Source organism: Actinophytocola sp. (assembly GCF_036555685.1).
GTDB lineage: Bacteria > Actinomycetota > Actinomycetes > Mycobacteriales > Pseudonocardiaceae > Actinophytocola.
Map to the genome: position 1 here is coordinate 12,696 of NZ_DATBKY010000037.1, position 25,938 is coordinate 38,633.

Genomic DNA, 25,938 nt, shown 5'->3' on the forward strand with positions numbered 1-25,938 from the left:
GTGCGTGCGCGGCCGCGGCACTGGTATTCGCCTTCAGGCGTATTTCGGTGACCTCGGCGGGCGCGTACCGTTCTCGGTACGAGGGCACGGCGGAAGGTGCCCGATGTCCGAAACACTCACCGAGCACGACCTACGCGCATTGCTCGGGGTGGTCGAGGAGGGCCGGCGCGACGCGCCTACCGAGGGTCTCCCGTGGGCCACCCTCGACGAGCTCGCCCGCCTTGTGCGGTGTGACTGTGTGGCGTTCCCGGAGGCGGATCTCGTCGCCGAGCGGGGGTTGCTCAACCAATGGCTCGATGCCGACGGTCGTGGGCTCGAACTCGACGACGCCGACGACCCGGAACCGGAGTTTTGGGCCGCCAACCGGGTGTTTCTGCCTTGCACCTACGCAGAGCGCACCGGCGACTTCACCACGGTCGTGCGGTGGTCCGACTTCTATTCGAGCGCCGAGCTGCGCGAACAGCCGGCGTACGCCGATTTCTTCTTCGCGCACGACGGCACGACGCACGCCCTGCACGCTTCGTTACCGGCCCTGCCGGGTCACTTCCGCAAGATCACTTTCTGGCGCGCCGGCGGGCCGGACTTCACCGAGCGGGACCGGCTCGTCGTTCAGTTGCTGCGTCCGCACATCTGGGAGCTCTTCCTCGACTCGCAGCGCAGGCTCGGGCGCGTTCCGAAGCTGACCGCGCGCGAGTGGGAGGTGCTCCGGCTCGCCGGCCAGGGCTACGGCAACCGGGACATCGCGCGTGAGCTGTTCGTCTCCGTCAGCACAGTGCGCAAGCACCTGGAGCACATCTTCGATCGCACCGGGACTCGCACGAGGGGCGCCGCCGCGGCGTTGATGATGCCTCACCAACCCGCGGTGGCGCTCCCGCGACGGACCTAGGTGGCCGGTTGTGAGGTGTACACCGTCGGGTCGCCCTGCTTGATCCACACCGTCGGGTGGTCGATCGGGAGGAAGGAGCGGTCGCCGCCTGGTTCGCGGGTGTCCGGGACCGTGTCGCCCGCTGGCAGGTGCATGATGAAGTTCACCGGCTTGGTGTCGTCCACCAGCGGGATCTCGTACACCGCCCAGCCGTCCTCCACCCGCGTCAGCGGCCACGGCTTGTCCCACGCGATCTGCGCCAGCACCGCGGGATCGACGGCGTCGCCCCACATGTGCAGGCCCCAGTTCGGGTAGTCGCCCGCCGGGCGGAAGTACCGCAGCTCCGCCTTCTCCAGCGGCGGGCCCGCGTAGCGCACGGTCCGCGTGGCGCTCACCGCGCCCGACGGCAGCGTCGCGCGGTACGACACCGGCGTCCCGGCCGCCAGGTTCAACGCGCCCAGGTCGTCGAACACCGTGTACGCCGGCGAGGAGTCATCCGACCCCACGACAGTCCACGGGCCACCGTCCACGCTGCGCTGGAACGTCACCACGTGCGTCGGCTTCTCCGGGTCGGCAACCGCGCGTACCTGGACCGTGCCACGCACGCCGCCACCCTCGGCCGGCACCTCTATCGTCAGCCGCGGCTGCGGCACCTGCGCCCGCACTGCCGACGCCGACCGGGTATGCCCGGCGTTGTCCAGCACGACCGCCCGGTACTCCACCGGCGTGCCGGGGTTCAGGCCCGAGACGTCGTGGAAGACCCGGTACGGCGCGTTGTCGTCCGTCCCGACCGGATGCCAGCGGCCACCGGCCACCCGCGCCTCGAACGTCACCTCGTTCAGCGACGAGCCGTCGACCGACGCGGTGACCTCCATCCGCCCGCGCGACGCGGCGGCCGGCTGGGGAGCGGACAGCGAGATGCGCGGCGCGGCGTGCGAGCGCGGGATCTTGCCGTTCAGCCGGTAGACCACAGTGGACAGCGCGGGCACCGTGAGCGTCAGCTTGCCGTCCGAGCCCGAGGTGACCTTCGACGGGCCGGCGCCGTACACCCGCGTGTACCCCTGACGAGCCGTGTACGTCGGGATCGCCGCGGTGGCCGGCGCTTCGCTGTTGTTCAGCGCCACCACGTACTCGCGCTGCGCCCGCCGGTCGATCCGGGAGAACGCGTAGATCCCGGCGTCCGAAGAGGACAGGCGGCTCTGCTGCGTGCCGTCCCGCAGCGCTGGGTTCGCCCGCGTCACGGCAGCCAGCTTCGCGATCGACGAGTACAGCGGATGCGTCGTGACGTAGTTGTCCGTCGCGTGCGTCGCCGCCGTGCCCAGCAGGTCGTCGTCCAGGTACTCCGGCACCCGCGACGCGAACAGCGTCTGCCGCGCGTCCTGGTCGCCGCCCGGGCCGGTGAAGCCCTGCTCGTCGCCGTAGTAGATCACCGGGTTGCCGCGCGCGAAGTACATCAGCTCGTGCCCGAGCCGGTCGCGCGAGACCCACTCCGCGTCGCCCGCGCCCGGGTTGTCCGCCACCACGAAGCTGCCGAACCGGCCCATGTCATGGTTGCCGAGGAAGGTCGGTAACTCGTAGACGTTCGAGTCGGCGTCGGTGTACCAGTCGTCGTCGGCGAAGAAGGACGCCAGCCGATCGGTCGGCACCCCGCCGGAGGCGAACTTGCGCGCCGCGTCCTGGAACGGGAAGTCCAGCACCGACTGCATGGTGTCGGTCGTGGTGAAGTGCGACGTGTAGCTCTTCGTCGTGTCGAAGACCTCGCCGAACATGAAGAAGTCGCGCTTGCCGTGCTCGCGGGCGAACTTCAGCACCCGCGGCCCGAACTGCTGCCAGAACTCGTCGTTGACGTGCTTCATCGTGTCGATGCGGAAGCCGTCCACGCCGAAGTCGGCGATCCAGCGCTCGTAGATGTCGATCATGCCGTTGACGACCCGCGGGTTCTCGGTGAACAGGTCGTCGAGGCCGAAGAAGTCGCCGTACTGCGAGTCCTCGCCGGTGAACGTCGTGTCGCCGCGGTTGTGGTACAGCGTCGTGTCGTTGAGCCAGGCCGGCACCTTGAGGTTCTGCTCGGCCGGGTCGAGCACCGGGTGGTACGGGAAGGACGTCGCCGGGTCGAGCGCCGGGAAGCTGCCGCCACCCGCGTAGTCGCGGTCGTCGAACGGCTGGCCCGCCGCGGTCTTGTACGGCGAGACGTCCTTGGACGTGTACGCCTTGCGCCCGCCCTCGGAGTAGCCGATGACGTCCGCGGTGTGGTTGGTGATGATGTCGAAGTAGACCTTCATGCCGCGCTTGTGCGCGTCGCGGATCAGCGCCGCCAGGTCCTCGTTCGTGCCCAGGTGCGGGTCGATCTGGGTGAAGTCGGTGATCCAGTAGCCGTGGTAGCCGGCGCTCGGCCCGTCCTCGAGCTGCACGGCCTTGTTCTTGAAGCTCGGCGTCAGCCAGATCGACGTGGTGCCCAGGCCCTGGATGTAGTCGAGCTTGCCGCGCAACCCCTTGAGGTCGCCGCCGTTGTAGAAGCCCTTCTTCGTCGGGTCGAAGCCGGACACCAGCGGGTCGCTGCCCAGCCCGCCCTGGTCGTTCGCCGTGTCACCGTTGGCGAACCGGTCCGCCATCACGAAGTAGAAGTTCTCGTCGGTGACCGGCCCGCGCAGCGAGTGCAGCGCCTCCGGTCCGTGTTCGTGCCCCCGATCGGCGGCCGCGGGCGTCGTCGCCAGCCCGGCGACGACGAGCGGCACGAGAAGCGCCACGGCGGCGCGACGCAGTGACATGGGTGTCCTCCAGTGATGCGGCTGCGCGCAGACCCTAGCCGCTGGCACCGACATTCTGCGTCGGCCAACCAGCGCATTCCGGTCGTCAACAAGAAACCGGTTACGCCACCGTCGAGGGTGGATTGATCCGGTTCCGCTCGGCGTCGAGCCGGACCGGCGGCCGCGGCAGCACGGTGTCGCTGATGACGTGGTGGTCCCGCCCGAGGATGACCCCGAACGTCACGATGATCAGCTCGTCGCGGTGGGGCACCGACCGCGGCACCGCGGGCGCCGACGAGGACCAGCGTGAGCAGGGCGTGCGGATCCCACACGGCGCCTCCTTCGCTGGGAACAAAAGTACGGCCGCGCGGGGTTGGCGGGAATGTGATCGATGTGCCGCTTTCCGTCCTCGACCTGGCCCCACTCGCCCGCGACGCGAGCGCGACCGAAGCCCTCCGTGCGACCACGTCGCTCGCGCGGCGGGTGGAGGAGCTCGGGTACAAGCGGATCTGGGTGGCCGAGCACCACAACATGCCCTCGATCGCGAGCTCGTCGCCGGCCGTGCTGGTCGCCCACCTGGCCGCGTCGACCTCGACGATCCGGGTCGGGTCGGGCGGGGTCATGCTGCCCAACCACCCGCCGCTGGTGGTCGCCGAGCAGTTCGGCACGCTCGAGGCATTGCATCCGGGGCGGATCGACCTGGGCATCGGGCGGGCGCCGGGAACCGACCAGCGGACCGCGCTCGCGCTGCGCCGGTCGATGACCGGGCTGTCGGCGGAGAACTTCCCGTCCGAGCTGTCGGACCTGATCGCGTACTTCTCCGAGCCAGGTCCGATCACGGCGGTGCCAGGCCGGGGGAACGAGCCGGCCGTGTAGTTGCTGGGGTCGAGCGGGTTCTCGGCTCAGCTGGCCGGTCTGCTGGGGTTGCCGTTCTCGTTCGCGCACCACTTCAGCTCGGCGAACACGGTGCCGGCGCTGTCGCTGTACCGCTCGTCGTTCCAGCCGTCGCGGTGGCTGTCGGAGCCGTACGCGAAGGTCGCGGTGAACGCCATCTGCGCGGACACCGACGAGCAGGCGCAGTTCCTGGCCGGGCCGGCGTCGTTGGCCTTCCTGAAGCTGCGGCAGGGCCGGCCGGAGCCGCTGGTCACCCCCGAGGAGGCGGCGGCGTACCCGTACACGGAGCAGGAGCGCGCCTTCGCGGCAGACCGCTTCGCCGACCAGGCGGTCGGGTCGCCGGCCACGGTCCACCGGCGGCTGACGGACCTGCTGGAGCGAACGTCGGCCAACGAGCTGATGCTGACGACGATGGTCTACGACGTACACGACCGAATCCGCTCGTTCGAGCTGATCGCGGAGAAGGTCGCCGGGGGTCTCGCGACGGGCGACTGAACCGCTGGACAGGTCGCAGCCGACCAGCGACCACATGTCGGTCCGCTCGCCCGAGCGTACGACCAGCACGGCCGTGATCTCCGGTCGGTCGCGCCCGAGCGGGAGAGGCTGTCAGCTGGTGAAGCGCCATCGGGTCGCGCCGTGGGGTTCTTCGCTCGCCACGCCGAAGATCGTGTGGTAGTCGACCCCGTAGAGGTACCACGGTGGCGGGCCGGCGCTCGGGGCGCTGTACGGGGCCGTGAACGCGTCTCCCGCCACCTCCGCCGGCCAGCCACCCGCGCGGAGGTGCGCCGCCAGGCGCTCGAGGGTCGCCGGGTCGGTGACCCGGGTCGCCACGCCCTCGATGACCAGGTCGATCCCGGCCAGGCTGGCCGAGACCGTGCAGGCCGGGTTCGCCGCCAGGTTCCGTGACTTGCGGGTACCGGGACCGCTGACGAGGTACAACGCGTCGTCGACCCACACGGCGCCGACGCCCGCCGCGTGCGGGCGGCCGTCCGGGCCGGTGGTGCCCAGGAAGTACGTGCCGCTGGCCGGCCCGGCCGTCAGGGCCTCGCGGGCCCGGTTCCAGTCCAGCGCCACGTCGCCGTAGCGGTTGAGGTTCGTCACCTCGTCGGGGGTTCTGGCTGCCATGCGCACACCCTAGACCCGGGTGGAACGTCCGAAGTGGACAGAAGAGGATAGGAGTGGCCGCCGGTGACCCCCCTCGAGCACGATCACCGGCGGTGTCCCGGCGCGCGGCCGGGTGGTCGGCGGGCGCTCCCGACGGCACCCCTCATCCGGGCCGCCTGGCACCCGCCGACCACGGTTGGCCGCCGCCTGGGACAGGAGGACAGGTCGACGGTGACACCGACAACGCGGGAGAGGATGGTCACCCGCGGCTCGGATTCATCGGTGTCACCGTCGCCCCGGCTCCCCGACCCGCAGCCAAACCGCCGCGGCTCGTTTTTCGTACACCGCCGCCCTCGGCACACTGCAAGGTGCGTAGCCGGTCAACCCGCCGGTGCGCGGGCGGCGACCTGCGATTCCCCGGACGCTTTCACTCGTTCGGAGTAACCTTTTTCATAGGCTCCCAGCCGAACACGGACCGTCGCCGATCGGGCACACTGGTGTTCTCAGAGGACGGTTGGGGGTGAGCATGAGTGAGGAGAGCCTGCCGTACCGGCATGGCATCCACGAAGCGATGGGCGCCTTGTCCGGTCAGTGGGTGACCGCCGTGCTGGCTTCGCTGACCGCTCGCCCCATGACCTACTCGAAGCTGCTCGAGCACATCAACCGGACCGAGGAGCGGCTCGGCTGGGTCACCCACGAGCGCCCGCTGCGCCAGAAGGTCCTCACCGACACGCTGCACCGGATGCAGCGCGACGGCCTGGTCGTCAAGATCGAGCGGCCCAGCCGCTTCGGCTCGACCTGGTACCAGCTCACCCCGATGGGCCGCTCGCTCCTGCGCGCGCTGCTGCCGCTCGCCAAGTGGGCCGAGGACCACCGCGGCGAGCTCAGCGCCGCGCGCGCCGCGTACCAGGCCGCGCAGACCGACGACTGACTCGTCGGCTCCGCCCACCGCCCGCCGGCCGCGGGAGGAGTGCTGGTTCGGCGGGTGGCCGGACCGGTCTCGATCAGGAGCTCTGGCTGGGGGATTTGGGCAGGCCCAGGTCGCCGATCGCGGCGATGATCGTCTGCACCTGGTTGCGGCCCGAGTCCTTGGCCACGAAGAGGGCGTCGTCCGCGGCCAGCAGGACGTCCTGCAGCTCCGGGCCGAACTCCGGGAACAGGGCCACGCCGACCGACACCGAGAGGCCGTCCACCGCACCCGGCCCGGCGTCCAGCGGCACCCGCAGGTCGCGCACCCGCTGGCAGACGCACTCGCCGATCTGCCGCAGCGTCTCGGCCGACACCTCCGGGCACAGCATCACGAACTCCTCGCCGCCCCAGCGGCCGACCACGTCGTAGCGCCGCGCGCAGGCGGTCAGCACGTCCGCGACCGCCTGCAGTACCTGGTCGCCGACGAGGTGCCCGTGCGCGTCGTTGACCTGTTTGAAGTGGTCCAGGTCGACCATCAGGACGCCGACCTGCGTGTCGTCGTGGCGGGCGCGCTGGATCTCCGCGCTCGCGATGTTCGTCCACGCCGTCGCGTTCGCCAGACCGGTCTTCTGGTCGGTCGAGGCCGCCTCCTCGAGTTGGCGCATCAGCACGCTGCGGTGCAGCACGAGCAGCGCCGGCACGATCATCAGCGCCCAGCCCGGGTTGATCGAGATCAGCAGCGCCGTGATCGCGCCCAGGCCGAGGGTGCCGTACTCGAGTGCGTTCTCCTTGCCGGTGCCCAGCGCCCTGCGCAGGTCCAGCCGACGCTCGTGGACCGTGATCGCGGCCGCCACCAGACCCGAGTTCACAGCCGAGTACGCGAGTACGGACAGGGCCACGGCGACGACCATCGTGAGCTGGTCCCAGCGCACCGGCGCGAACAGGCCGAGGACGGCCCACGCGGTGTACGCCGCGAGCACGACCGTCGACGCGGTGAAGACGAGCCGGTAGGCGTGCACGCCACGCACCCGGTACCAGCTGCGCCAGAAGAGGTGCACGTAGAGCACGACGACCACGATCGGGGTCAGTGCCGGCGGCAGCACCAGCGCGGCGGAGAACGTCCACACCGAGGTGAGGTTGACGTGCGGGGTGTCGTTGAACCGCCGCCGCACTCGCTCCACGTGGCGGGTCGCCTCACCCATCGCGAGGCCGAGCCCCAGGACGACGCCGAGCACGAGCAGATCGTGCGGCCGGACCGGCCGCTGCCAGGCGATCAGCACCGTCGCCGCGACGGCGGCCGCCTCCACGGTGAGGATCAGGGAGAGCACGGCGCGCGGTTCCCGCCAGAGCGCCCAGCGTAGCGGTGCCCTGGACCGCTGATCAGTCGAAAGGGATCCTGGTTGCGCTGATCGGGCGAAAACCACCTGATCAGCATCCTTATCGCCGTGCTCGTCGGCAGCAGCACCGGGAGGAGGTGCCAGTGATGACGAATAAGGACTGGTGAGGCTCGCGCCGTTTTTCCCGACTTCGCCAACGCTGTTCCCGGCCCCGAACCCATTGGTGGAGGACACCAGCCGAAGAGGTGGACCGGCTATCGCACCCAATCGGCCGACAGCTCCGACGCCGTGCTCGGCGGCGAGCGCCATGGGAGGAGGAAACCACCATGTCGAACAAGGACTGGTGATCGAATCGTCATAATCGTCGTCGTCTTCGCGTCCGCCCGCCACGGTCCGCACGCGTACCTGCCGGGAGCGGGCGCGAAGCCACGACGTTCCCACCACACCGGTGAGTAGGACACCGGCCGCACCGCCGGTGGCGACTGCGATCACCGGGCTGGTCAAGTCGGCAAGCACGCCTGCACAGAGGACCGCGACACCCTGCGAGGACAGCACTCCGGCTGCCGCCAGACCGGACGCGGCGCCCCGGTGGTGATCCGGGATGCCCAGGATGAACGACGCCTGGGCGAGGATGAGGTAGCTGGTCGAGCACGCCCCGGAGAGCGCCCACAACACGACGACCACGGCCAGCGGCGGGTTCACCAGGCACAGCAGGAGCGGCACGCCGGCCCCGACCGCGAACGCGGTCATCGCCGCTTCCCGGCGAAGCGGCGGGATGCGGGCCACGAGCCATGCGCCCGCGATGCTGCCCACCGGGTCCGCGGCCATCAGGACGCCGACGACGACGGCCGTCGCGCCGAGCCCGGCCGCGTACGGCGCGGCCAGCGCCTCGGGCACGACGAACAGGCCGACCAGCCAGGACAGGGCGACGAGCGCCCGGAGCCGGCGGTCGCGCCAGATCAGCCGCGCGGCGCCGGTCGTGCGCGGTGGGTGGCCCTCGTGCGCGGCCGGCCGCCTGGCGACGCCGAGCCGCAGAACGGCGGCACCCAGCAGGAAGCTCACCGCGTTCAGCCCGAGCGCGACGTGCGGTTGGAGCACGACGAGCAGCGCGCCGCCGCCGAGGAAGCCGGCGACCTGCGCGAGCTGGTTGGTGACCGTGCGCAGCGCGAGGCCCGAGACGTACCGGTCGCCGTGCAGGACGGTCGGCAGCAGTGCCTGCTGCGCGGCCTTGACCGGCGCTCCGCCGAGGGTCAGCAGGAAGACGAGAACGAGGAGCACTGGCAGCGGCAGGGCCGGTACCGCCATCAGCCCGGCGAGCACCGCGCGCAGCACGTCGACGACGATCATCAGCTCGCGCCGCGGGTACCGGTCGGCGAGCCCGCCGAGCAGCGCGCCGCCGACCAGCGCCGGCAGGAAGGTCAGGGCGTAGGTCAGCGCGGTCCAGCCGGCCGACCCGGTCCGCGTGTAGACGAGGACGGCGAGGCCGATGCGGGCGAGCTGGTCGCCGGCGACGGACAGTAGTTCGGCGGCCCAGAGCGCGCGGAACTCCCGCACGGCGAGCACCTCGCGAAACCCTGTCCGACGCCCCATCGCCCGCCTCGCTCCCGACACCAACAGGCCGTGCCCCGCACGACCTGTAAATGTGACATTAGAGCCACCACAGCGGGAGATCACGGCCGTAGCGCGTGTCCACCCAAATGGCCGAACGGGATAACCAAGCGTAGTTGCGATCGGCCGGGAAGAAAGTAACCTTAGGCCCTTGATTTCCGCGGAAGTCGTTGTCAGCACGGCAAAGGATGGGCGCGCGGGCACGCCGAAGTCGGACCGTGAATCCGGTCGGCGGCTGTCAGGTTTGCCCGGCATGGTGGCGGCATGAACAACGAGAAGGTGGCGCTGGTCGCCGGTGGCTCGCGGGCGGCGGGCCGCGCGGTGGCCGTCGAGCTGGGCCGGCTGGGGATGACCGTCTACGTGACGGGCCGGACGACTCGCGGGCAGCGGTCGGAGATGAACCGGCCGGAGACGATCGAGGAGACGGCCGAGCTGGTCGACGCGGCCGGTGGCACGGGGATCGCGGTCCGCGTCGACCACCTCGAGCCGTCCGAGGTCGCCGCGCTCGTATCGCGGATCGACGACGAGCAGGGCCGGCTGGACGTGCTGGTGAACGACGTCTGGGGCGGCGACGTCTACCTGACGTTCGGCAGGAAGCTGTGGGAGCACGACCTGTCCGGCGGGCTGCGGATGCTGCGCCTCGGCATCGAAACGCACGCGATCACCAGCCATTTCGCGCTGCCGCTGCTGATCCGGCGCCCGGGTGGCCTGGTGATCGAGATGACGGACGGGACGGCGGAGTACAACGTCGACTACCGCAAGGAGGCGGGGTACTTCTACGACCTGGTGAAGTCGTCGGTGTTGCGCATGGCGCTCGCTCAATCGGAGGAGCTGCGCGAATACGGCGGCACGGCGGTCGCGCTGACCCCGGGCTGGCTTCGCTCGGAGGCGATGCTGGAGGCGTTCGGTGTCACGGAGGCCAACTGGCGCGACGCGACGAAGTTCCAGCCGCACTTCGTCATCTCGGAGTCCCCGGTCTACGTCGGCCGCGCGGCGGCGGCACTGGCCGCGGACCCGGACGTGGCGCGGTGGTCGGGCCGGTCCCTGTCGTCCGGTCAGCTCGCGAACGTCTACGACTTCACGGACGTGGACGGCAGCCGCCCGGACGCGTGGCGCTACATCGCGGAGGTCGAGAGCCAGGGCAAGCCGGCGGACGCGACCGGCTACCGCTGAGCGGCGTGGTTGGCGGCGATCGTCTCGCCGACCTCGGCCATCGCGGCACGCAAGGACGCGGGGGAGAGGATCTCCACGCCGACGCCCAAGGCCGTGAGCTGAGTCAGCGCCACCCGCTCGCTCTCCACGTCGAGCGTGACCTCCCGCCACCCGTCGCCGTCCGGCGGCCCGCCCGACGCGAGTGCCTCGGCGGCCGCTTCGCGGTCGGTGACCTCCGGCAGCGCGCGCTGGGCCCGCGGGCTCAATCGCAGCCGGACGGATTCCCGCAGCAGGGAACGTTCGAAGCGGGCCGAGGTCTGCGACCACCACGACACGAGGTCGAACGGCGGCCGCTCGAACTCGTCGCCGGCCTCGGCGTACTCGATCCGCGCCACCCGGTACGTCCGTGGCCCGTCGCCGGGCACGGGTTGCGCGATCAGGTACCAGACGCCGGCCTTCACCACGAGACCGAGCGGCTCCAGCGTGCGCTCGACGGTCCGGTCCCGCCGGCCGTAGCGCACCGCGAGCCGTCGGGTGGCGGCCACCGCCGCCGCGACCGTCGCGAGCTGCGTGACCTCCTCGGGCCGGTGGAACCAGCCCGGCGCGTCGAGGTGGAACCGGTCGCTCACGCGGGACGCGTACTCCCGCAGCCCGGCCGGCAAGGTCGCGAGCACCTTCGCCCGCGCCCCGGTGAGCGCCGCGCCGAGCCCGAGCTCGCCGAGCACCTCGGGCACCCCGAGCGCGAAGATCGCCGCGGCCTCCTTGCCCGTCAACCCGTCCAGGCGCGTCCGCCAGCCGTCCATCAACCGGATGCCACCCGCGCGGCCCTGTTCAGTCCACAGTGGAACCCCGGCCGCCTCGAGCGAGGCGACGTCGCGGTAGACCGTGCGCTCGGACACCGCGAGCGCCTCCGCCAACTCGGCCGCCGTGGCCCGCCGCCGCTGCTGCAACAGGAACAGCAGGGTCACCAACCGCTCAGCTCGCACAGGCCGATTGTGCACTCGGGACCCGGCCGCGCAGCGCCTCGGCGCTCCACTCGGTCCGAATCTTCCGTTCGCTCGCCCAACCTGTCCACAAGCCCGCGCGACCCCTTTGTCCAGCCCACATCCTCGATAGACTTGGTCCTGAGGGGTGCCCCCGGAGAGGGTGGGGCCGCCATCCACGGGGCGACGAATCGTTGGGGTGGGGCGTGCCCTGGTCAGGCCTTGGCGTCGTCGCCGTTCGGTGCGCGGGGCAGCAGGCCGCCCGGGCCGTCGTCCACCTGGATCGTCACCGTTCGGTGGTCCGGAACGGGGAACAGGGACGCCGCCAGGCCCGCGATCGTCGGGGTGGCGATCACAGTGGACAGTGACACCTCGGCCGCCAGGCCGCCGCGGATGCGGGAGATGAGCTGCGTCGCGGTCAGCGAGTGGCCGCCCAGCGCGAAGAAGTCGTCGTGCACGCCCAGCGGCACCTCCGCCGGGATGTGCAGCACCTCGCGCCAGATCGCGGCCAGCCGGCGCTCGACGTCCGTGCGCGGCGCGACCGTCGTCGCCTTCCGGCGGCTCCACACGGGTTCCGGCAACGCCGCTCGGTCGAGCTTCCCGGTCGGCGTGACCGGCAGCGTGTTCAGCGTGACGAACCGGTTCGGCTGCATGTAGTCCGGCAGCCGCGCGGCGAGCCACGGCCGCAGCTCCGCCATCGCGATCCGCCGCCGCGGCACCAGGTAGGCGACCAGCCGCACGTCCGTGCTCCGCACCCGCCACACGGCCACCGCGGCGTTCCGGATGGACTCGTGCGCGCGCAGCACCGCCTCGATCTCGCCCAGCTCGATGCGGAACCCGCGCACCTTCACCTGCAGGTCGGCACGCCCCAGGAACTCCAGCCCGTCCCGCCGTCGCCGGACCAGGTCGCCGGTCGCGTACAGGCGCGCGCCCTCGTCGGCGCTGAACGGATCGGGCCGGAACCGCTCGGACGTCGGCACGGACCGGTTGTGGTACCCGCGCGCCACCCCGGCACCACCGACGTACAGCTCGCCGACCACGCCGTCGGGCACCGGCCGCATCGCCGGGTCGAGCACATGCAGCGTCGTACCGGCGACCGGCTCGCCCAGCCGGATCGGGCCGGCGAACACCTCGCCGGCCGTCGAGTACACGGTCGTCTCCGTCGGCCCGTACCCGTTGATCAACCGCGCGCCGCCGGTCAGCAACGCGTCCGCGAGGTCGCGGGTCAGCTCCTCGCCGCCGGAGATCCGCAGCCGCACCGACACCGGCACGCCGCCGGCCGCGACCAGCGTGCGCCACACCGACGGGGTCGCCTGCACGACCGTCGCCCGGAGCCGGGACAGCCGCTCCCGCAGCCGGTGCCCGTCGGCGACCTCCGCGCCAGGCACGACGACCACGGTCGCACCGCGCAGCAGGGGCACGAGCAGCTCGACGATCGACATGTCGAACGACGGGCTGCTGACCGCCGCCACCCGGTCGGCCGCGCGGAGCCGCAGCAGGGAGTCCATGTGGGACAGCAGGTTCCCGACGTTCCCGTGGGTGATCGCCACCCCCTTCGGCCGGCCCGTGGAGCCGGACGTGTAGAGCAGGTACGCGAGCGAGCCCGGGTCGGGCGGGGGCACGTCCGGCGGGGTCGACGGCCACTGCGCGAGGCTCGTCCGGTCGAGGTCGATCACCTGCCAGTCGCCGGGTAGGTCCACCCCGGCCGCGCCGTGCGTGACGAGCACCGGCGCGCCCGAGTCCGCGGCCATCGTGGCGAGCCGCTCGGCCGGCCAGCCCGGGTCGAGCGGCACGTACCCGCCGCCCGCGCGCCACGCCGCGAGGATGCCGACGACCACGGCCGGGCCGCGCGCCAGGCACAGCGCGACCGGCACGTCCGGGCCGACGCCGCACTCGCGCAGCAGGTGCGCGAGCCGGTTCGCCGCGGCGTCGAGCTCCCGGTAGGTCAGCGTGCTCCCGGGGCCGGCCACCGCGGGCGCGTCGCCGAACCGCCGCAGGTCCGGCAGGCGCACCCGTCCCGGCCGGGCCGGGGAGGCCGGCGGCATGGCGGTGGTCAACGCCAGCTCGGCGATCGGGCGGCCCGGCTCGGCCATCGCGGATCGCAGCGCCACCGCGAAGATGTCGGCGAAGCCGGCCACGGTCGCGCGGTCGAAGAGGTCGGTGTCGTAGCTCCACCGGGCGAGCCAGCGGTCTCGGCCGGGCACGACCGTGAGCATGAGCTCGGCGGGCGCGCCGCCCGCGCTGATCGGCTCCGGCGCGAACGTCACGCCGTCCACAGTGGTCGGTTCGATCGGCGGGTCCACGACGAACATCGTCTGCACCACCGGCCCGTGTGCCATCGTCCGCCGCGGCGCGAGCAGCCCGACGAGTTGGTCGAACGGCAGGTCCTGGTGGGCGAGCGCGCCCTCGACGGCGTCCTCGTTGCGCGCGGCCAGCTCGGCGAACACGGTCTCCGGCGCGATGCGCGCGGGCAGCGCGAGCGTGTTGGCGAGGAACCCGACGAGCCGTTCGGTGCCCGGTCCGGTGCGCCCGGGCACCAGCGTGCCGACGAGGAAGTCGGCCTGCCCGGACAGCCGGTGCAGCACCGACTGGTACACCGCGAGCAGCGTGCCGAAGGACGCGCGGGGCAACGGGTCCAGCTCGCCGATGTGCTCGGCACCCCGCCCGCGGGCGGCCACGTGCGGCCGGTCGGTGGGCAGCGACAGCACGGTCGGGATGCCGGCGAGCGTCTCGGTCCAGAAGTTGCGCGCCTCGAGGAAGCTGTTCGCATCGGCCTGTTCCCGTTGCCACACCGCGTAGTCCGGGTACTGCACCTCCGGCGGTGGCAGCCGTTCGCCGCCGTAGAGCCGGGCCAGCTCGTCGAAGAGCACCGCGCACGACCACGAGTCGGCGACCGCCTGGTGCACGACGAGCACGAGGATGTGTTCGTCGGGGGAGCGGCGGAGCAGGCCCGCGCGCAGCAACGGTCCCTTGGCGAGGTCGAACGGCGCGCGCACCAGCTTGTCCACATCGGACGCGCGGACGGCGACGAGCGGCAGCCGCGCCCGCGTCGCGACGACCTGGGTCGGCAGCCCGTCCGCCTCGGCGAACCGGGTGCGCAGCGCCTCGTGCCGGCCGACCACCACGCGCAGCGACTCGGCGAGGCGCCCGGGGTCGAGCGGCCCGCTCAGGCGTACCCGCCAGGCGTTGTTGAACGCGGAGCTGGGCGGCATGAGCTGCTCCTGCAGCCAGAGCCTGCGCTGGCCCGAGGAGGTGGGGAAGAAGAACACGTCGTCCGGCGCTGTCGGGTTCACGACTGTCCTAAGCCGATCGGAAACGAATGAGCGCAGGGGGAAACCCCTGTCATACTGTTCGAGAAAATTTGCTTCAGAGAATTGGGTAAAGATTTACCCGCAAGGCTTTGTCCTCGCCCCGGTCGCCCATAGCCCGCACCTTTCTGGCCAAACCCGCTCGGCGGTCGACCCTACTCCCCGCTATGGCCTCTGCGAATCGGCCGAACGGAGCCATGCGACGGTCCGGATAGGACGCCTGTTGGAAATGATGTTCACCGCGCGAAAAGCCATTCCGCGGCAACCGCATTCGCATGGGCCCGCGATATTCCGGACGCTACCCCGACCTCGCGACGAGAACCGCGTGGCGCGCGGGCGCGAGTGGGCTCCGGACCCGGCGTGGCCCGGCTGCGGAGAGTAGCGGGCCGAAAAGGTGAAAACCGCTGGTCACGGGTGGTGTCGGGGCGTTGCGGTCGGTACTCTGAATCGGTACGGAGGGGCGGACATGCGCCACGACGCGAGGACGAGGGCCGTGCCGCCGGACGTCGTCGTGGCGGTCATGGCCGCCACGGTCGACGCGGTGTGCGCCCGGCAGCCCGGCGAGCGGCGCGAGACCGGTCGAGCGCACCGCCTACGAGGTGACGGCCGAACTCGTCTCGACGGTCGGCGACCCCGAGCGGCTCGCCACGATGCTGCGCCTGCGCGCCACCCCCCGGCTCACCGCGGCCGCGGGCGAGCTGACCCCGATCCGGTCCACGATCAGGTCCGCGTCCCGGTTGCCCGCATCGCGCTGAGAGCGTCAGGCCGGCTTCAGCGGGTCGTGCCCCATCGACATGAGCCGGTGCCGCCAGTTCGCCTGCCCCGCGACCGGCTCCAGGTCCTCCCGCCGCTCGGCGCGCACGCGGTCCACGACCTTGCGCATGATCCGCCGGTCGTCGTCGGTGAGGTCGACGTGGCGCTTGCCGAGCACGTGCAGCACCTGCCGGCCGGTCGGCTGCCCGGCCTGGTCCGGCATCGCCTCGGTGTCCTCGCCGGCATCGCGGGTACGCAGCCAGTCCGCCAGCTCACGCGAGGTCATGTTCACGACCCGGTGAAAGTCCTGCCACAGCTCGTCGTCGTCCGGTGCGCTCATGTGGGCTGCCTACCCGGACCGCGAAACGGCGAAACGTGGGTTGCGCGCACCGGGGGCGGGTACTTTCCGGACAAGGATCGGAGGAGCTCATGAACGTCAACAAGGTGGTCTACAAGCCCGTCGGCATGCTCGTCGGCGCGCTGGGTGGGGTCGCCGCCACGGCGGTGTTCCGCAAGGTCTGGACGCTCGTCTCCGGCGAGAAGGAGGCACCGGACCCGACCGACCGCAACCGCAGCTGGGGTCAGGTCCTCCTCGCCGCGACCGTGCAAGGGGCCATCTTCGGGTTGGTCAAGGCGGCCGTCGACCGCGGCGGCGCGACCGGCTACAAGAAGGTGACCGGCGAGTGGCCCGACGACTGAGGTGATCGTGCGGCTGCCGGGGCCGGCTCAGGGAGCCAGCGCCTCGGCGACCGCCCGCACCCGCAGTGCCTCCAGCTCCTCGATCTGCGCTCGTGCCCGCGCGTCCAGCGCCTCCAGCCGCGCGACCGGCAGCCGAGGCTCGGTCTCCGCGACCTCGCGCAGCGTGCGCCACGCGGCCGCCTTGCCCTCGACGCCGAGCCGCAGCATCTCCAGCTCGATGACCCGGCTGAGCGGCGAGCGGGTGAACAGGTGCCGGTTGGGCTTGAACCGCCCGGCCTTCTCGCCGACCCACGCGATCGCCGACTTGTAGCGCTGCAGCCGCACGTCCAGGAGCCGCATGAGCTCCAGCAGTGCCGAGCGGTCGTCGTGGATCTCGCCGGCGATCCGGCCGAGCCCGGGCGCCCAGCCGGACTCCGAGTCCGCGAGCCGCCGCGCGAGCCCGGCCCCGGCCGTGGCGCCGGCCAGGTGGTCGTTGAGGTAGACCTCGAGCAGCTGTGCCGTTCTCGTCGTGGTGGTCATCTGCTGCCTCCGCTCAGCCGGGGGTCGTCTCGCCGCCGAGCGGGGCCAGCACCTCGCCGGTGTAGTACGACGAAAGCTGGTTCGCCGCGAAGAACACATAGGACGGCGCGATCTCGTCCGGGTGCGCCGGGCGGCCGTAGGGCACGCTCTCGCCGAACTTCGCGACCTTCTCGGGCGGGAACGTGGCCGGGATGAGCGGTGTCCACACCGGACCCGGCGCGACGCAGTTGACCCGGATCCCGCGGTCGACGAGGGCCTGGGCCATCGAGTAGGTCCAGGCGTGCACCGCGCCCTTGGCGGCCGAGTAGTCGATCAGCGTCTTGTTGCCGCGCAGCCCGTTGACCGAGCCGGTGTTGACGATGACGTCGCCCTCGGACAGGTGCGGGAGGGCGGCCGCGGTGACCCGGAAGTAGCTGTGGATATTGACGTCGAACGTGTGCGTCCACTGCTCCTCGGTGAGGTCGCCGGGCGAGTCGACCGGCTGCTGGGTGGCGACGTTGTTGACGAGGATGTCGAGGCCGCCGAGCGCGGCGACGGCCCGCTCGACGACCTCCGCGCAGTGGGCGCGGTCGGCGAGGTCGCCGGGGATCAGCTCGCACATCCGGCCCTCGGCACGTACGAGCTCGGCGGTGTGCTTGGCGTCGTCGTGCTCTTCGAGGTAGGCCACCGCGACGTCCGCGCCTTCCTTGGCGAACGCGATCGCGACCGCTCGGCCGATGCCGGAGTCACCGCCGGTGATCAGCGCACGGCGGTGCTTGAGCAGGTCACGGCCCTCGTAGCCGGCCATCTCGTCGTGCGGCTCGGGTGCCATCTCACCGGTACGGCCCGGCGGTTCCTGGGTCTGCGGTGGTTGCTCGGTCTCAGCCATGCCGCCCGGTTACCCGGCGACGGCGCGGCGAACCGGACTCAGTCGCCCGGCAGCGGCCAGGACAGGCTGACCGTGGTGCCGTTCGCGGACGGCCGGATCGCCGAGTCCGGAGTCAGCCCGCGGATGAGCGGGAGCCCGCGCCCGCGGGTGCCCGGGTCGCTCGGCGGCGGCTTCCACTGCCCGTAGTCCGTGACGGTGACGATCACGCGCCGCTCCGCGGGATCGCGTTCCGCACGAAGGTCGAGCACGCCCTGCAGTTGCCCCGCATAGGCGTGCTCGACGGAGTTGGCCATGGCCTCGTAGCTGGCGAGCGTCAACGCCTCACGGTCCTCCGGTGCGAGCCCGCACCGCTCGGCCCACTCGGCGAGCGCGTGCCGCAGTCCCGTGAGCCGGCCGGCGACGGCCGGTACACGGATGTGCAAATCGCCCTCCTGAACGTCGTCGAGTTGTGTCCGCCCCTGGTTCACGACTCATCCCCCGGCGAGAGCCTGGTCGCGGGTGGGATGGATGGCGAACTCCGAGGCGATGCCGGTGAGCTCCATCGGGCGCAGCGTCGCACTGCCGGCCGCCACCAGTCGGAAGCTCGTCGCCTCGCCGGCCTGCTGATTGCCGCCGATGAGCACGCTCATCCCCGCCGACGCCAGGAAGTCGACCCTGCTCAGGTCCACGACCAGCACTCCCGGGTCACGCTTGAGCGCTTCCTTGATCGACTCCTCCAGCACGGGCGCGGTCCCCATGTCGACCTCACCGATCACGCTCAACACGACCGCGTCGCCGACGTCCTCGGCCTGCACCGAGAACCCTTCCGGTACCGCACTCTCCGCACGAGCAGCAGCACTCACCGTCTCACCGCCTTGCCGTTGGACATGCACGTCAGAAGCCACATGGCCACGGAGATACCACTTGAGCGCACCCTTCAAACGCGAGACGGCCGATACCGCTCAAGATCTGGATAGCCACAGGTCACAGCACCCAAACACGAAGCGGCGGATCCCACCCCCGCGGGGGAGACGCTGCCTTATTGTTGAAGCGTGAACGAGATCGCCGTCGACATCTGGTCCGATGTCGTCTGCCCCTGGTGCTACCTCGGCAAGCGGCGGTTCGAGGTGGCGCTCGCGAAGTTCGACCACCGGGACGCGGTTCGCGTCCGCTGGCGCAGCTTCGAGCTCGATCCGGGCACTCCCGCGCGCAGCGACGTGCTCGTGCCCGACATGTTGCGCGCCAAGATGGGGCTCTCCGAGGCACAAGTCGAGGAGTCGCTCGAGCACGTCACGTCGCTCGCCGCGGCCGACGGCCTGGCCTACCGGCTCGCCGAGGCCCGGCCGGTCAACACGTTCGACGTGCACCGCCTGATGCACCTCGCGGACAGCATCGACGCGGGCGACGCCATGCGCGAGGGCCTGATGCGCGCGTACACGTCGGAGGCGGCGGACCTGTCGGACCCCGAGGTCCTGCTGGATCTCGCCGCCGACGCGGGCCTCGCCCCGGACGCCGTCGCGGGCCTGCTCGCCCGCGACGACTTCGCGGCGGAGGTCCGCGAGGACGAGGCGCTCGCCCGGCAGCTCGGCATCCGCGCGGTGCCCGCGTTCGTCTTCGTCGGCCGGTATCTGGTGTCGGGCGCGCAGTCGGTGGAGATCTTCGGCGCGGCCCTGACCCGCGCCTGGACGGAGGCCGCCGCTTAGACCGGATCCACGCGGCGGCGCAGCAGGCAGAACTCGTTGCCCTCCGGGTCCGCGAGCACGTGCCAGCTCTCCTCGCCCGTCTGTCCCACGTCGGCCGGCCGCGCGCCCAGCTCGAGGAGCCGCGCGAGCTCCGCGTCCTGGTCGCGGTCGGTCGCGTTCACGTCGATGTGCAGCCGCGGCTTCGCGTGCTTGGGCTCGGAATTGGGACTGAGGATGATGGTCGGCTGCGGCCCTCCGAAGCCGATCCCGGGCGGCCCGATCTCGATGGCGCCTTCCTCGCGATCGACCTCGACGTAGCCGAGCACCGCCGCCCAGAAGGCGGCCTGCTTCTCCACGTCCACGCACTCGAGCACCAGTTCGGTGATTCGGCAGCTCATGCGCCGGATCCTAGGCGCAGCCGCATGACGACCCGGGGCCACGCGTCGAGGCCCTTGGCCGCTTCCGCGGCTCGGATCGCGCGCAGCCCCGGGGACAGCTCGTCCTCGGGGACGACCGAGAAGCCGAGGCGCTCGTAGTACGGGCCGTTCCACGGGACGTCGGCGTACGTGGTCAGGCTCAGCGACGGCAGGTCCCGCGCCTGCGCCCACTCGCGCGCGACCTCGACGAGCTGCCGGCCGATGCCGCGTCGTGCGTGTTCGGGGCGGACCGACACCTGCTCGATGTGCGCGTGCCCGTCCACGATTGCCACCAGCAGGTACGCCACCGGGCGGTCATCCGGGTCCGCGAACACCCACGCGCGGCCGGCCGCCTGGTATGCCGCCAGCTCGTCGACCGCCGGCGGGTCGTCCTCCGCCACCGCGTCCATGCCGATGCCGCGGAACGGCAGGCCCGCGGCGCGCTCCACGTCTTGCAACTCGGGCAGGTCGTCGGGGCGCGCCGGGCGGATCATCCGGCCATTGTGGCGGACCCGGCGCACGGCCGCGGGCGATGTGCTCAGCCAATGAGTCAGCTGAGTCATCGCGGCACGCGAACGCCGGCACGGCGCGGTCCGGCGCGGACCGCGCCGCGCGGCGCGCTAGTGTTCCGGCCCTCGTTCGATGGTGATCATGTCGGCGGGGACGCCGGGCATCTCGACGTGCAGCCACATCGGCCGCCAGTCCGGCATCTCGAGGAAGCGGCGCAGCTCCGCGACGCCGCCCAGCCAGCCGGCCCAGCCCGCGTACGGCGGCTCGTCGAACCCGCTCTGCACGAACGTCAGCCGGGTCTTTCCCGCGGCGCCCTCGAGCTCCCAGGTGGACACCATGTCGTGAAACTCCATGGTCACCCGGCGTTCCGGCGTCAGCTCGACGATCTTCGCGTGCTCCGCGCCGCTGTCGAAGCCACCCATGGCCCACCGCCCGCCGACGTGTGGCTCGACTTCCATGCGCGCGCCGAACCAGCGCTGGAAGATGTCCGGGTCCATCAGCGCCTCCCACACCCGCGCGGGTGTGGCGGCGATGTCGATGTGTGCGTCCATCTCCCGTGTGGAGTAGTCGCACCGCGGCGGCAGCTCGCGGCCTTCGAGGTAGGCGACGAGGTTCGCGATCGCGAGCGACCAGAACGTGCTGAGCACCGCGAGCCCGGTCTCCTGGACGGCCTCGCGCCAGTCGACATGGCTCTGCGACACCGAGATCAGCGTGCTGGTGTCGGTCTCCGGCTCGATCGCGAGCTCCGCCGTGGTGGCCGTCCCGTTGACCGTCCACTCCAGACGGATGGTGCGGTCGTCGGCGTGCAGCACGCGCTGGTGCGGCGCCGCGCCGTCGGGCGTGTACCGGCCCCAGAACTCGTAGCGGTCGGGCAGGTCCGTCTCGGCGTGCTCGGCGAGCCAGACCCGCAGCGCGGCGGCGTCGGTGAGCGCGCGGCGCACCTCGTCGAGCGGCGCGTCGACGCGGGCCCGCAGGCGCAGTGGCTCGGTCATGGTGTCTCCTTCGGGTAGGTCGGGTAGCAGGCGAGCGCGACGCGGAAGGCGTCACCCTCGTCCCCGCCGTAGCGGGCGAACAGGTTCTGGAGCGTGTCGCGCAGGTCGTCGAGGAACTCCTGGCGACGTCGCGGGGCGACCCGGATCTCGCCGGACACCCCGATCGAAGGCAGGTCGCCGGCGAGCCCCGTGCCCGCCGTCTCGTCGAGTGCGGCCACCTCGCCCTGCACCTCCTCCATGAGGTCGAGCAGGTAGCCGAGGCTGAGCTGGTCTCGCGTCTGCCGCGTGCCGATGCGGCCGACGAGGCGGGGCGAGAGCCAGTAAGCGTGCGCGGTGGCCTGGTAGAGGCCCTCGTTGATGCCGCGGATCCGCCGTTCCGACACCTGCTCCACGAGACCGGCGTCCACCAGCCGTTTCACGTGGTAGTAGACCCGCTGCGGGGTCTGGTCGAGCTCGGTGGCGACCTCGGTGCACGACCGTGGCTCGGCGAGCCTGCGCAGCACGTCGACGCGCGCCGGCTTGAGCAGGGCCTCGGCCTGCTCGATGTCGTCGAGGTAGAGCACGTCCTTCACGAGAGAACATTTTTGTACGTAAAAACAGATTTTGTCAATGGGACCGAAGGAACGGCGGCCGCCCGGAGGCGACCGCCGTTCGTCCGCTCAGTGAATCAGTAGACCTTCTTCATCTCGCCACGCGCCGCCTTGAAGCCGTTGGCCCACAGGCTGTTGACGCGCCCGATCTCGTCGCCGTTCGGGTACGCGTTGGTGCACGACGGGCCGGGGCCGCCACCCGACATCAGCTCCGAGCACGGCCCGGAGTAGTGGTCCGGCAGGCCGAGCGCGTGACCGGTCTCGTGCGCGGTGATCCGCACGATGTAGTACTGCTGGGCCTGCGTGTAGTCGATGAAGATGTAGCCGCTGCCGTGGCCGTCGGTGTAGGCGTACGAACCCTGGGGGTCGTTGCCCTCGTAGTACGACAGCGTCGCACACGACGGGTTGTTCACGAGCCGCACGTTGCTGACCGAGGCGTTCCAGTTCGCCGCGCCCTGGTTGATGGCGCTCACGAAGCTCGGCGCTCCGGAGGTCTCGTAGCAGACCGTCGTCGCGGCGGCGTGGACGTCGCCGGCGCTACTGGTTTCGGCGGCGGCCTGCCCGGCAGTCAGCGGCGCAAAGATCATCGCGGCCCCGACGGCGACGGACAGGAATGTCTTCTTCAACATCAAGCACTCCTTCGCCCTCACGAGTAATTGCAGGAAAGCCCAGAGTGATGGGCTCGAAGGCGACGTTAGGAGGGCTCACGGGCGCGACGGCACCAACTTTCGTAGGGTCGAAAGGTTGGTGAATTACCACTTGTAGCTGACCATTGACAACATGTAACTGCTTTGGAAGGATGCGGTGTTCCGCATACGGTCCTCAATGGACAAGCGCCGGGGCGACCCGCAGGGAAGGCCGCCCCGGGCTCGTCCGGCCGGCTCAGAAGCCGGCGGTGATGCGGGTGAAATCCCAGTCGGACTGGGCGATCCCGCTGCAGTTGGACACCACGCCGCCGCCCGGGCAGCCGCGGTCGCGGTTCACCGACCAGAACGCGAGCCGCGCGAGGCCGTGGCTCTTGGCCCAGTCGCGGATCTGTGTCCAGGTCGCCGTGCTGGTCAGCTCCTGCTGGTCGGACAGGCCGTTCATGCCGGAGATGCCCATGTGCTGGTAGGCCGTCGCGTCGGACCAGCCGAACGCGGACTTCAGCTTGTTCTTGAGCGCCTCCGACGCGTTGACCGTGTCGTTGTAGACGTTCGAGCTGCCGAAGTCGAACGGCATGATCGTGAACACGTCGATGTTGGCCCCGATCGCCGCAGCCCGGTCGATCAGCTGGTTGCCGTAGAAGTTCGGCCCGGTCGTGGTCGTGCCGAAGGTGACGATCGTCTGGAGGCCGGGGTTGTTCTGCTTGACGATCTTCAGCGCGTCGAGGATCCGGTTCCGCACGGTGTCGTTCTCGAACTCGTCGGTGTTCTCGATGTCGATGTCGATCGCCCGGAGCCCGTAGGCGTTGATCACCTGCTGGTACGCGCCGGCGAGCGCCTGCGGGGTCGAGCAGTTCGGGCCGAGCTTGTTGCCCTGCCAGCCGCCGAACGACGGCACGACGTCACCGCCGGCCGCCCGGATCGCGTTGATCGTCTGCTGGTCGACACCGCCGGTGAGCGGCCGGGCCGAGTCCCACGCCGGCGAGCAGCCGCCGCCGGAGAGCACGAACGCCATCGTGAACCAGCGGATGCCGGTCGCGGACATCACCGTGCCCGGCGCGGGTGGGTTACCCCAGCCGAGGTACAGGTACGGCGCGCCGCGGCCGCCGGACGGCTGGGTGCAGCCGGTCGTCGTCGCGGAGACCGCCCCGCTGCGGCCGGACTCGCCGTTGCCGTTGTACGCGGCGACCGTGTAGCTGTGCGAGGTGCAGCTGCCGAGCCCGCCGACCGTCGCGCTGGTGCCGGTGACCGTGGCGCGCACGGTCGAGCCCTCGTACACGCGGTAGCCGGTGACCGTGCCGCCCGAGGCGTTCCACGCCAGCGAGATCGACGCGTTCGTCGTCCCGGTGACGTGGAGGTTCGCCGGCGTAGCGGGTGCGCCCGGGTTCCCGCCGGTCCCGTCGCACGGGTCGCCGTTGAACCGGCAGTTCTGGATGCCCGGGAAGTTGCCGGGGCTGCCGTTGAAGCCGAACGTCGTCGACGCGCCGGCGGCCAGGGCCGGCGCCCAGCTCGGGTTGCGGAACGTGTGGTGCTGGCCGGATGCCGTGTGCTGGGCGTCCCAGAAGGTGCCGACGGCGAACCCGGACGGCATGTCGAACTCGACGGTCCACCCGTTGAGCGCGGTGGACGAGGCGTTGGCGACGGTGACCTTGCCCTCGAAGCCGGTGCCCCAGTCGGACACCTTCGTGAAGGTCGCGGTCAGCCCTGGCGCGGCGGCCGCCGGCACCACGCTCAGGCCGAGGATCGCCGTGGCGAGCGCGATCAGCAGTACGGGTACGCGTCTTCGGATCGTGGACATCGGTCTCCTCGCGCAGGGTTGCAGGGTCCCCGTGAACATCCACCTCGCTAGGAGCAGTGTGGTCTAGACCAGCGGGCACCACAAGGTCTGGACCAATCAAGGTGTGCGTGCGACGAGCTCGATGGTCACCAGGACGGCGACGGCCTCGATGGCGAGGAGCGAGACGAGGACGACGAGCTGGGTGACGCCGGCCTGGACGGGGTCGCCGCCGCCGAGCAGGACACCCACGAACGCGCCGGGCAGCGTGACGAGCCCGACCGTGCGGGTCTGGTCGAGCACGGGGACGAGCGCCTGGTTCGCCGACGGCCGGGTGACCAGCAGTGCGGCGTCGCGGGTGGGGAACCCGAGGGCGAGCGCGGCCTCGTACTCGCCGCGGCGGGCGTGCAGCTCGTCGCGGGCGCGGCGGCCGGCGAGCGAGGTGGCGGACATGGCGCCCCCGATGAGGATCCCGGCGATCGGAATGACCGCGACGGGCTTCGCGGGGACGATCCCGGCACCGAGCAGCATGGCAAGCACCGGCGCCACCCCGGCGGCGATCGAGGCGGCCGGCCCCGGCATGTGCCGGATCGTGGCGCGCAGCCCGGCCCGCGCGATCCGCCCGGCGGAGGTGAACGCGGCGATGGCGAACATCAGCAGCACGAATCCCGCGGTACGCCACCCGGAGGCGAGCACGGCCGTGATCAGCAGCGACACCACCGCGAGCTGCACCGCCGCGCGGACGGCCGCCGTGGCCACCGGCCGCCAACCGTCGATGCGCCCGAGCCGGACGACGAGCGTGCCGACGGCGGCGAGCAGCACGAGCACGACGGCCAGGGGCCACCCGACGACGATGTTCTGCCCGTCCATCGGCTCAGTGTGGCGGTGCTCGCGCATCGGTGGAATCGCCGGTCTCGAGCCGCGCGGGGAGCCCGAGCCGGGCGTTGCGGACGTACGCTCTGGCTTTGTGAGTCCAACCCCCGAGGAGATCGTGCGGACCGCCGCGCACTGGATCGGCCGCGGCATCCGCCTGGACACCCGCACGCTGGCCGCCGAGGTGGGGATCTCCCGCAGCACGCTGTTCCGCCGGGTCGGCAACCGCGAGGACCTGATGGGCGACGCGCTCTGGTACATGGCCGACCGCACGATGGCCGCCGCCATCCGCGACTGGGCCGCCGCGCACGGCGACGCCGTCCGCGACCCCGCCGGCGAGCTGCGCTGCCTCGCGGTGATGCGCCAGTACCGGGAGGCCATCGCCGGCAACGAGGGGTTCCGGCGGCTGCTCGACGACGAGCCGACGCTCGCGATCCGGGTGCTCACCGACCCGCACGGCCGCGTGCAGCCGCGGGTCATGGCCGCGCACATCGAGCTGCTGCGCCGCGACGTGGACGACGGCGGGTTCGTCCCGGCCGTCAGCCTGGACAGTCTCTGTTACGCGATCGTGAGACTCGGCGAGGCGTTCCTTTACTCCGACGTTCTCGCTTCTCGCGCACCGGACCTGGCCGCGGCCTCGACGCTGCTCGCGGCCCTCGTGGAAGGACGCGTGCCCGCGCACGAGCAGCAGCTCTTGTGAAACACTTCGCGGTGGTGTTCCATCGACAGGGC

General features: G+C 71.4%; 25 protein-coding genes and 1 pseudogene. 8 read left to right on the forward strand and 18 right to left on the reverse strand.

Annotation, left to right across the window (positions count from 1 at the left end):
* Positions 1-4 precede the first annotated feature (4 nt).
* Positions 5-886, forward strand: a complete 882-nt coding sequence (locus tag VH969_RS03785) for a helix-turn-helix transcriptional regulator (RefSeq protein ID WP_331970385.1) — start codon at positions 5-7, stop codon at positions 884-886.
* Here the strand turns inward: VH969_RS03785 and VH969_RS03790 are convergent.
* Both VH969_RS03790 and VH969_RS03795 read right to left on the reverse strand, forming a co-directional pair.
* Positions 883-3,633, reverse strand: coding sequence for an alpha-amylase family glycosyl hydrolase (locus tag VH969_RS03790; RefSeq protein WP_331970389.1), 2,751 nt, complete (start codon positions 3,631-3,633; stop codon positions 883-885). The two genes, VH969_RS03785 and VH969_RS03790, sit on opposite strands and share 4 nt — an antisense overlap.
* Positions 3,634-3,733: 100 nt before the next feature.
* Positions 3,734-3,883 carry a hypothetical protein gene (locus VH969_RS03795; RefSeq protein WP_331970392.1) on the reverse strand — a complete coding sequence of 50 codons (150 nt, stop codon included), beginning with the start codon at positions 3,881-3,883 and terminating at the stop codon, positions 3,734-3,736.
* Between the two features lie 122 nt (positions 3,884-4,005).
* Here VH969_RS03795 and VH969_RS03800 point away from each other — a divergent pair.
* Positions 4,006-5,001 (forward strand): annotated as a pseudogene (locus tag VH969_RS03800) (LLM class flavin-dependent oxidoreductase).
* A 111-nt stretch (positions 5,002-5,112) separates the two neighbouring features.
* Here the strand turns inward: VH969_RS03800 and VH969_RS03805 are convergent.
* A complete protein-coding gene (locus VH969_RS03805; protein WP_331970395.1) occupies positions 5,113-5,631 on the reverse strand; it encodes a pyridoxamine 5'-phosphate oxidase family protein in 519 nt (172 codons plus the stop codon).
* Between the two features lie 505 nt (positions 5,632-6,136).
* Between VH969_RS03805 and VH969_RS03810 the strand changes: the two genes are divergently transcribed.
* The gene (locus tag VH969_RS03810) at positions 6,137-6,541 is read left to right on the forward strand and encodes a winged helix-turn-helix transcriptional regulator (RefSeq protein ID WP_331970398.1); all 405 of its coding nucleotides are present in this window, start codon (positions 6,137-6,139) and stop codon (positions 6,539-6,541) included.
* A gap of 73 nt (positions 6,542-6,614) precedes the next feature.
* On the opposite strand, the gene VH969_RS03815 is transcribed toward VH969_RS03810, so the two are convergent.
* Positions 6,615-9,446, reverse strand: a complete 2,832-nt coding sequence (locus VH969_RS03815; protein ID WP_331970401.1) for an MFS transporter — start codon at positions 9,444-9,446, stop codon at positions 6,615-6,617.
* A 282-nt stretch (positions 9,447-9,728) separates the two neighbouring features.
* Here VH969_RS03815 and VH969_RS03820 point away from each other — a divergent pair, with 282 nt between their 5' ends.
* The gene (locus tag VH969_RS03820) at positions 9,729-10,637 is read left to right on the forward strand and encodes an SDR family oxidoreductase (RefSeq protein WP_331970404.1); all 909 of its coding nucleotides are present in this window, start codon (positions 9,729-9,731) and stop codon (positions 10,635-10,637) included.
* Here VH969_RS03820 and VH969_RS03825 read toward each other — a convergent pair.
* Both VH969_RS03825 and VH969_RS03830 read right to left on the reverse strand, forming a co-directional pair.
* Positions 10,628-11,602 carry a helix-turn-helix transcriptional regulator gene (locus tag VH969_RS03825; RefSeq protein WP_331970407.1) on the reverse strand — a complete coding sequence of 325 codons (975 nt, stop codon included), beginning with the start codon at positions 11,600-11,602 and terminating at the stop codon, positions 10,628-10,630. The two genes, VH969_RS03820 and VH969_RS03825, sit on opposite strands and share 10 nt — an antisense overlap.
* Positions 11,603-11,814: 212 nt before the next feature.
* Positions 11,815-14,892, reverse strand: coding sequence for a non-ribosomal peptide synthetase (locus VH969_RS03830; protein WP_331970410.1), 3,078 nt, complete (start codon positions 14,890-14,892; stop codon positions 11,815-11,817).
* Between the two features lie 614 nt (positions 14,893-15,506).
* Here VH969_RS03830 and VH969_RS03835 point away from each other — a divergent pair.
* Positions 15,507-15,662, forward strand: coding sequence for a hypothetical protein (locus VH969_RS03835; RefSeq protein WP_331970413.1), 156 nt, complete (start codon positions 15,507-15,509; stop codon positions 15,660-15,662).
* A 5-nt stretch (positions 15,663-15,667) separates the two neighbouring features.
* On the opposite strand, the gene VH969_RS03840 is transcribed toward VH969_RS03835, so the two are convergent.
* Entirely contained in the window at positions 15,668-16,000 is a 333-nt protein-coding gene (locus VH969_RS03840; RefSeq protein ID WP_331970416.1) for a DUF3140 domain-containing protein, read from the reverse strand.
* Between the two features lie 89 nt (positions 16,001-16,089).
* On the opposite strand from VH969_RS03840, the gene VH969_RS03845 reads away from it, so the two are divergent.
* On the forward strand, positions 16,090-16,359 hold the full coding sequence (locus VH969_RS03845; protein ID WP_331970419.1) for a DUF4235 domain-containing protein: 270 nt from the start codon (positions 16,090-16,092) through the stop codon (positions 16,357-16,359).
* A gap of 27 nt (positions 16,360-16,386) precedes the next feature.
* Here the strand turns inward: VH969_RS03845 and VH969_RS03850 are convergent, their stop codons facing one another.
* From VH969_RS03850 to VH969_RS03865, 4 genes are read right to left on the reverse strand one after another with little or no spacing between them, the layout of a single operon-like run.
* Positions 16,387-16,878, reverse strand: coding sequence for a hypothetical protein (locus VH969_RS03850; protein WP_331970422.1), 492 nt, complete (start codon positions 16,876-16,878; stop codon positions 16,387-16,389).
* A gap of 13 nt (positions 16,879-16,891) precedes the next feature.
* Entirely contained in the window at positions 16,892-17,746 is an 855-nt protein-coding gene (locus VH969_RS03855) for an SDR family oxidoreductase (protein ID WP_331970425.1), read from the reverse strand.
* A 38-nt stretch (positions 17,747-17,784) separates the two neighbouring features.
* Positions 17,785-18,168 (reverse strand): ATP-binding protein, encoded by a 384-nt coding sequence (locus tag VH969_RS03860; RefSeq protein WP_331970428.1) that lies wholly within the window; start codon positions 18,166-18,168, stop codon positions 17,785-17,787.
* Between the two features lie 48 nt (positions 18,169-18,216).
* Positions 18,217-18,588, reverse strand: coding sequence for an STAS domain-containing protein (locus VH969_RS03865; RefSeq protein ID WP_331970431.1), 372 nt, complete (start codon positions 18,586-18,588; stop codon positions 18,217-18,219).
* Positions 18,589-18,777: 189 nt separating this feature from the next.
* On the opposite strand from VH969_RS03865, the gene VH969_RS03870 reads away from it, so the two are divergent.
* On the forward strand, positions 18,778-19,428 hold the full coding sequence (locus VH969_RS03870) for a DsbA family oxidoreductase (RefSeq protein WP_331970434.1): 651 nt from the start codon (positions 18,778-18,780) through the stop codon (positions 19,426-19,428).
* On the opposite strand, the gene VH969_RS03875 is transcribed toward VH969_RS03870, so the two are convergent.
* From VH969_RS03875 to VH969_RS03905, 7 genes are all read right to left on the reverse strand, one after another.
* Positions 19,425-19,805 (reverse strand): VOC family protein, encoded by a 381-nt coding sequence (locus VH969_RS03875; protein ID WP_331970436.1) that lies wholly within the window; start codon positions 19,803-19,805, stop codon positions 19,425-19,427. The two genes, VH969_RS03870 and VH969_RS03875, sit on opposite strands and share 4 nt — an antisense overlap.
* Positions 19,802-20,317 (reverse strand): GNAT family N-acetyltransferase, encoded by a 516-nt coding sequence (locus tag VH969_RS03880; protein WP_331970439.1) that lies wholly within the window; start codon positions 20,315-20,317, stop codon positions 19,802-19,804. The genes VH969_RS03875 and VH969_RS03880 overlap by 4 nt, the downstream gene beginning before the upstream one ends.
* A 126-nt stretch (positions 20,318-20,443) precedes the next feature.
* On the reverse strand, positions 20,444-21,325 hold the full coding sequence (locus VH969_RS03885; protein ID WP_331970442.1) for an SRPBCC family protein: 882 nt from the start codon (positions 21,323-21,325) through the stop codon (positions 20,444-20,446).
* Entirely contained in the window at positions 21,322-21,897 is a 576-nt protein-coding gene (locus tag VH969_RS03890) for an ArsR/SmtB family transcription factor (RefSeq protein WP_331970445.1), read from the reverse strand. Before VH969_RS03890 ends, VH969_RS03885 begins: the two co-directional genes overlap by 4 nt.
* Before the next feature lie 95 nt (positions 21,898-21,992).
* Positions 21,993-22,544: a snapalysin family zinc-dependent metalloprotease gene (locus VH969_RS03895; protein ID WP_331970448.1), complete on the reverse strand. Its 552-nt coding sequence runs from the start codon at positions 22,542-22,544 to the stop codon at positions 21,993-21,995.
* A 253-nt stretch (positions 22,545-22,797) separates the two neighbouring features.
* Positions 22,798-24,357 (reverse strand): cellulose binding domain-containing protein, encoded by a 1,560-nt coding sequence (locus VH969_RS03900; protein ID WP_331970451.1) that lies wholly within the window; start codon positions 24,355-24,357, stop codon positions 22,798-22,800.
* 96 nt (positions 24,358-24,453) lie between these two features.
* Positions 24,454-25,203 (reverse strand): ABC transporter permease, encoded by a 750-nt coding sequence (locus tag VH969_RS03905; RefSeq protein ID WP_331970454.1) that lies wholly within the window; start codon positions 25,201-25,203, stop codon positions 24,454-24,456.
* Between the two features lie 97 nt (positions 25,204-25,300).
* Between VH969_RS03905 and VH969_RS03910 the strand changes: the two genes are divergently transcribed.
* Positions 25,301-25,906: a QsdR family transcriptional regulator gene (locus VH969_RS03910; protein ID WP_331970457.1), complete on the forward strand. Its 606-nt coding sequence runs from the start codon at positions 25,301-25,303 to the stop codon at positions 25,904-25,906.
* Positions 25,907-25,938: the final 32 nt, after the last annotated feature.

Coding starts and splice junctions, on each gene's coding strand:
- VH969_RS03790 (WP_331970389.1), bottom strand. CDS start 3,633: ATGTCACTGCGTCGCGCCGCCGTGGCGCTTCTCGTGCCGCTCGTCGTC.
- VH969_RS03805 (WP_331970395.1), bottom strand. CDS start 5,631: ATGGCAGCCAGAACCCCCGACGAGGTGACGAACCTCAACCGCTACGGC.
- VH969_RS03810 (WP_331970398.1), top strand. CDS start 6,137: ATGAGTGAGGAGAGCCTGCCGTACCGGCATGGCATCCACGAAGCGATG.
- VH969_RS03815 (WP_331970401.1), bottom strand. CDS start 9,446: ATGGGGCGTCGGACAGGGTTTCGCGAGGTGCTCGCCGTGCGGGAGTTC.
- VH969_RS03820 (WP_331970404.1), top strand. CDS start 9,729: ATGAACAACGAGAAGGTGGCGCTGGTCGCCGGTGGCTCGCGGGCGGCG.
- VH969_RS03840 (WP_331970416.1), bottom strand. CDS start 16,000: ATGAGCGCACCGGACGACGACGAGCTGTGGCAGGACTTTCACCGGGTC.
- VH969_RS03845 (WP_331970419.1), top strand. CDS start 16,090: ATGAACGTCAACAAGGTGGTCTACAAGCCCGTCGGCATGCTCGTCGGC.
- VH969_RS03850 (WP_331970422.1), bottom strand. CDS start 16,878: ATGACCACCACGACGAGAACGGCACAGCTGCTCGAGGTCTACCTCAAC.
- VH969_RS03855 (WP_331970425.1), bottom strand. CDS start 17,746: ATGGCTGAGACCGAGCAACCACCGCAGACCCAGGAACCGCCGGGCCGT.
- VH969_RS03875 (WP_331970436.1), bottom strand. CDS start 19,805: ATGAGCTGCCGAATCACCGAACTGGTGCTCGAGTGCGTGGACGTGGAG.
- VH969_RS03880 (WP_331970439.1), bottom strand. CDS start 20,317: ATGATCCGCCCGGCGCGCCCCGACGACCTGCCCGAGTTGCAAGACGTG.
- VH969_RS03885 (WP_331970442.1), bottom strand. CDS start 21,325: ATGACCGAGCCACTGCGCCTGCGGGCCCGCGTCGACGCGCCGCTCGAC.
- VH969_RS03895 (WP_331970448.1), bottom strand. CDS start 22,544: ATGTTGAAGAAGACATTCCTGTCCGTCGCCGTCGGGGCCGCGATGATC.
- VH969_RS03900 (WP_331970451.1), bottom strand. CDS start 24,357: ATGTCCACGATCCGAAGACGCGTACCCGTACTGCTGATCGCGCTCGCC.
- VH969_RS03905 (WP_331970454.1), bottom strand. CDS start 25,203: ATGGACGGGCAGAACATCGTCGTCGGGTGGCCCCTGGCCGTCGTGCTC.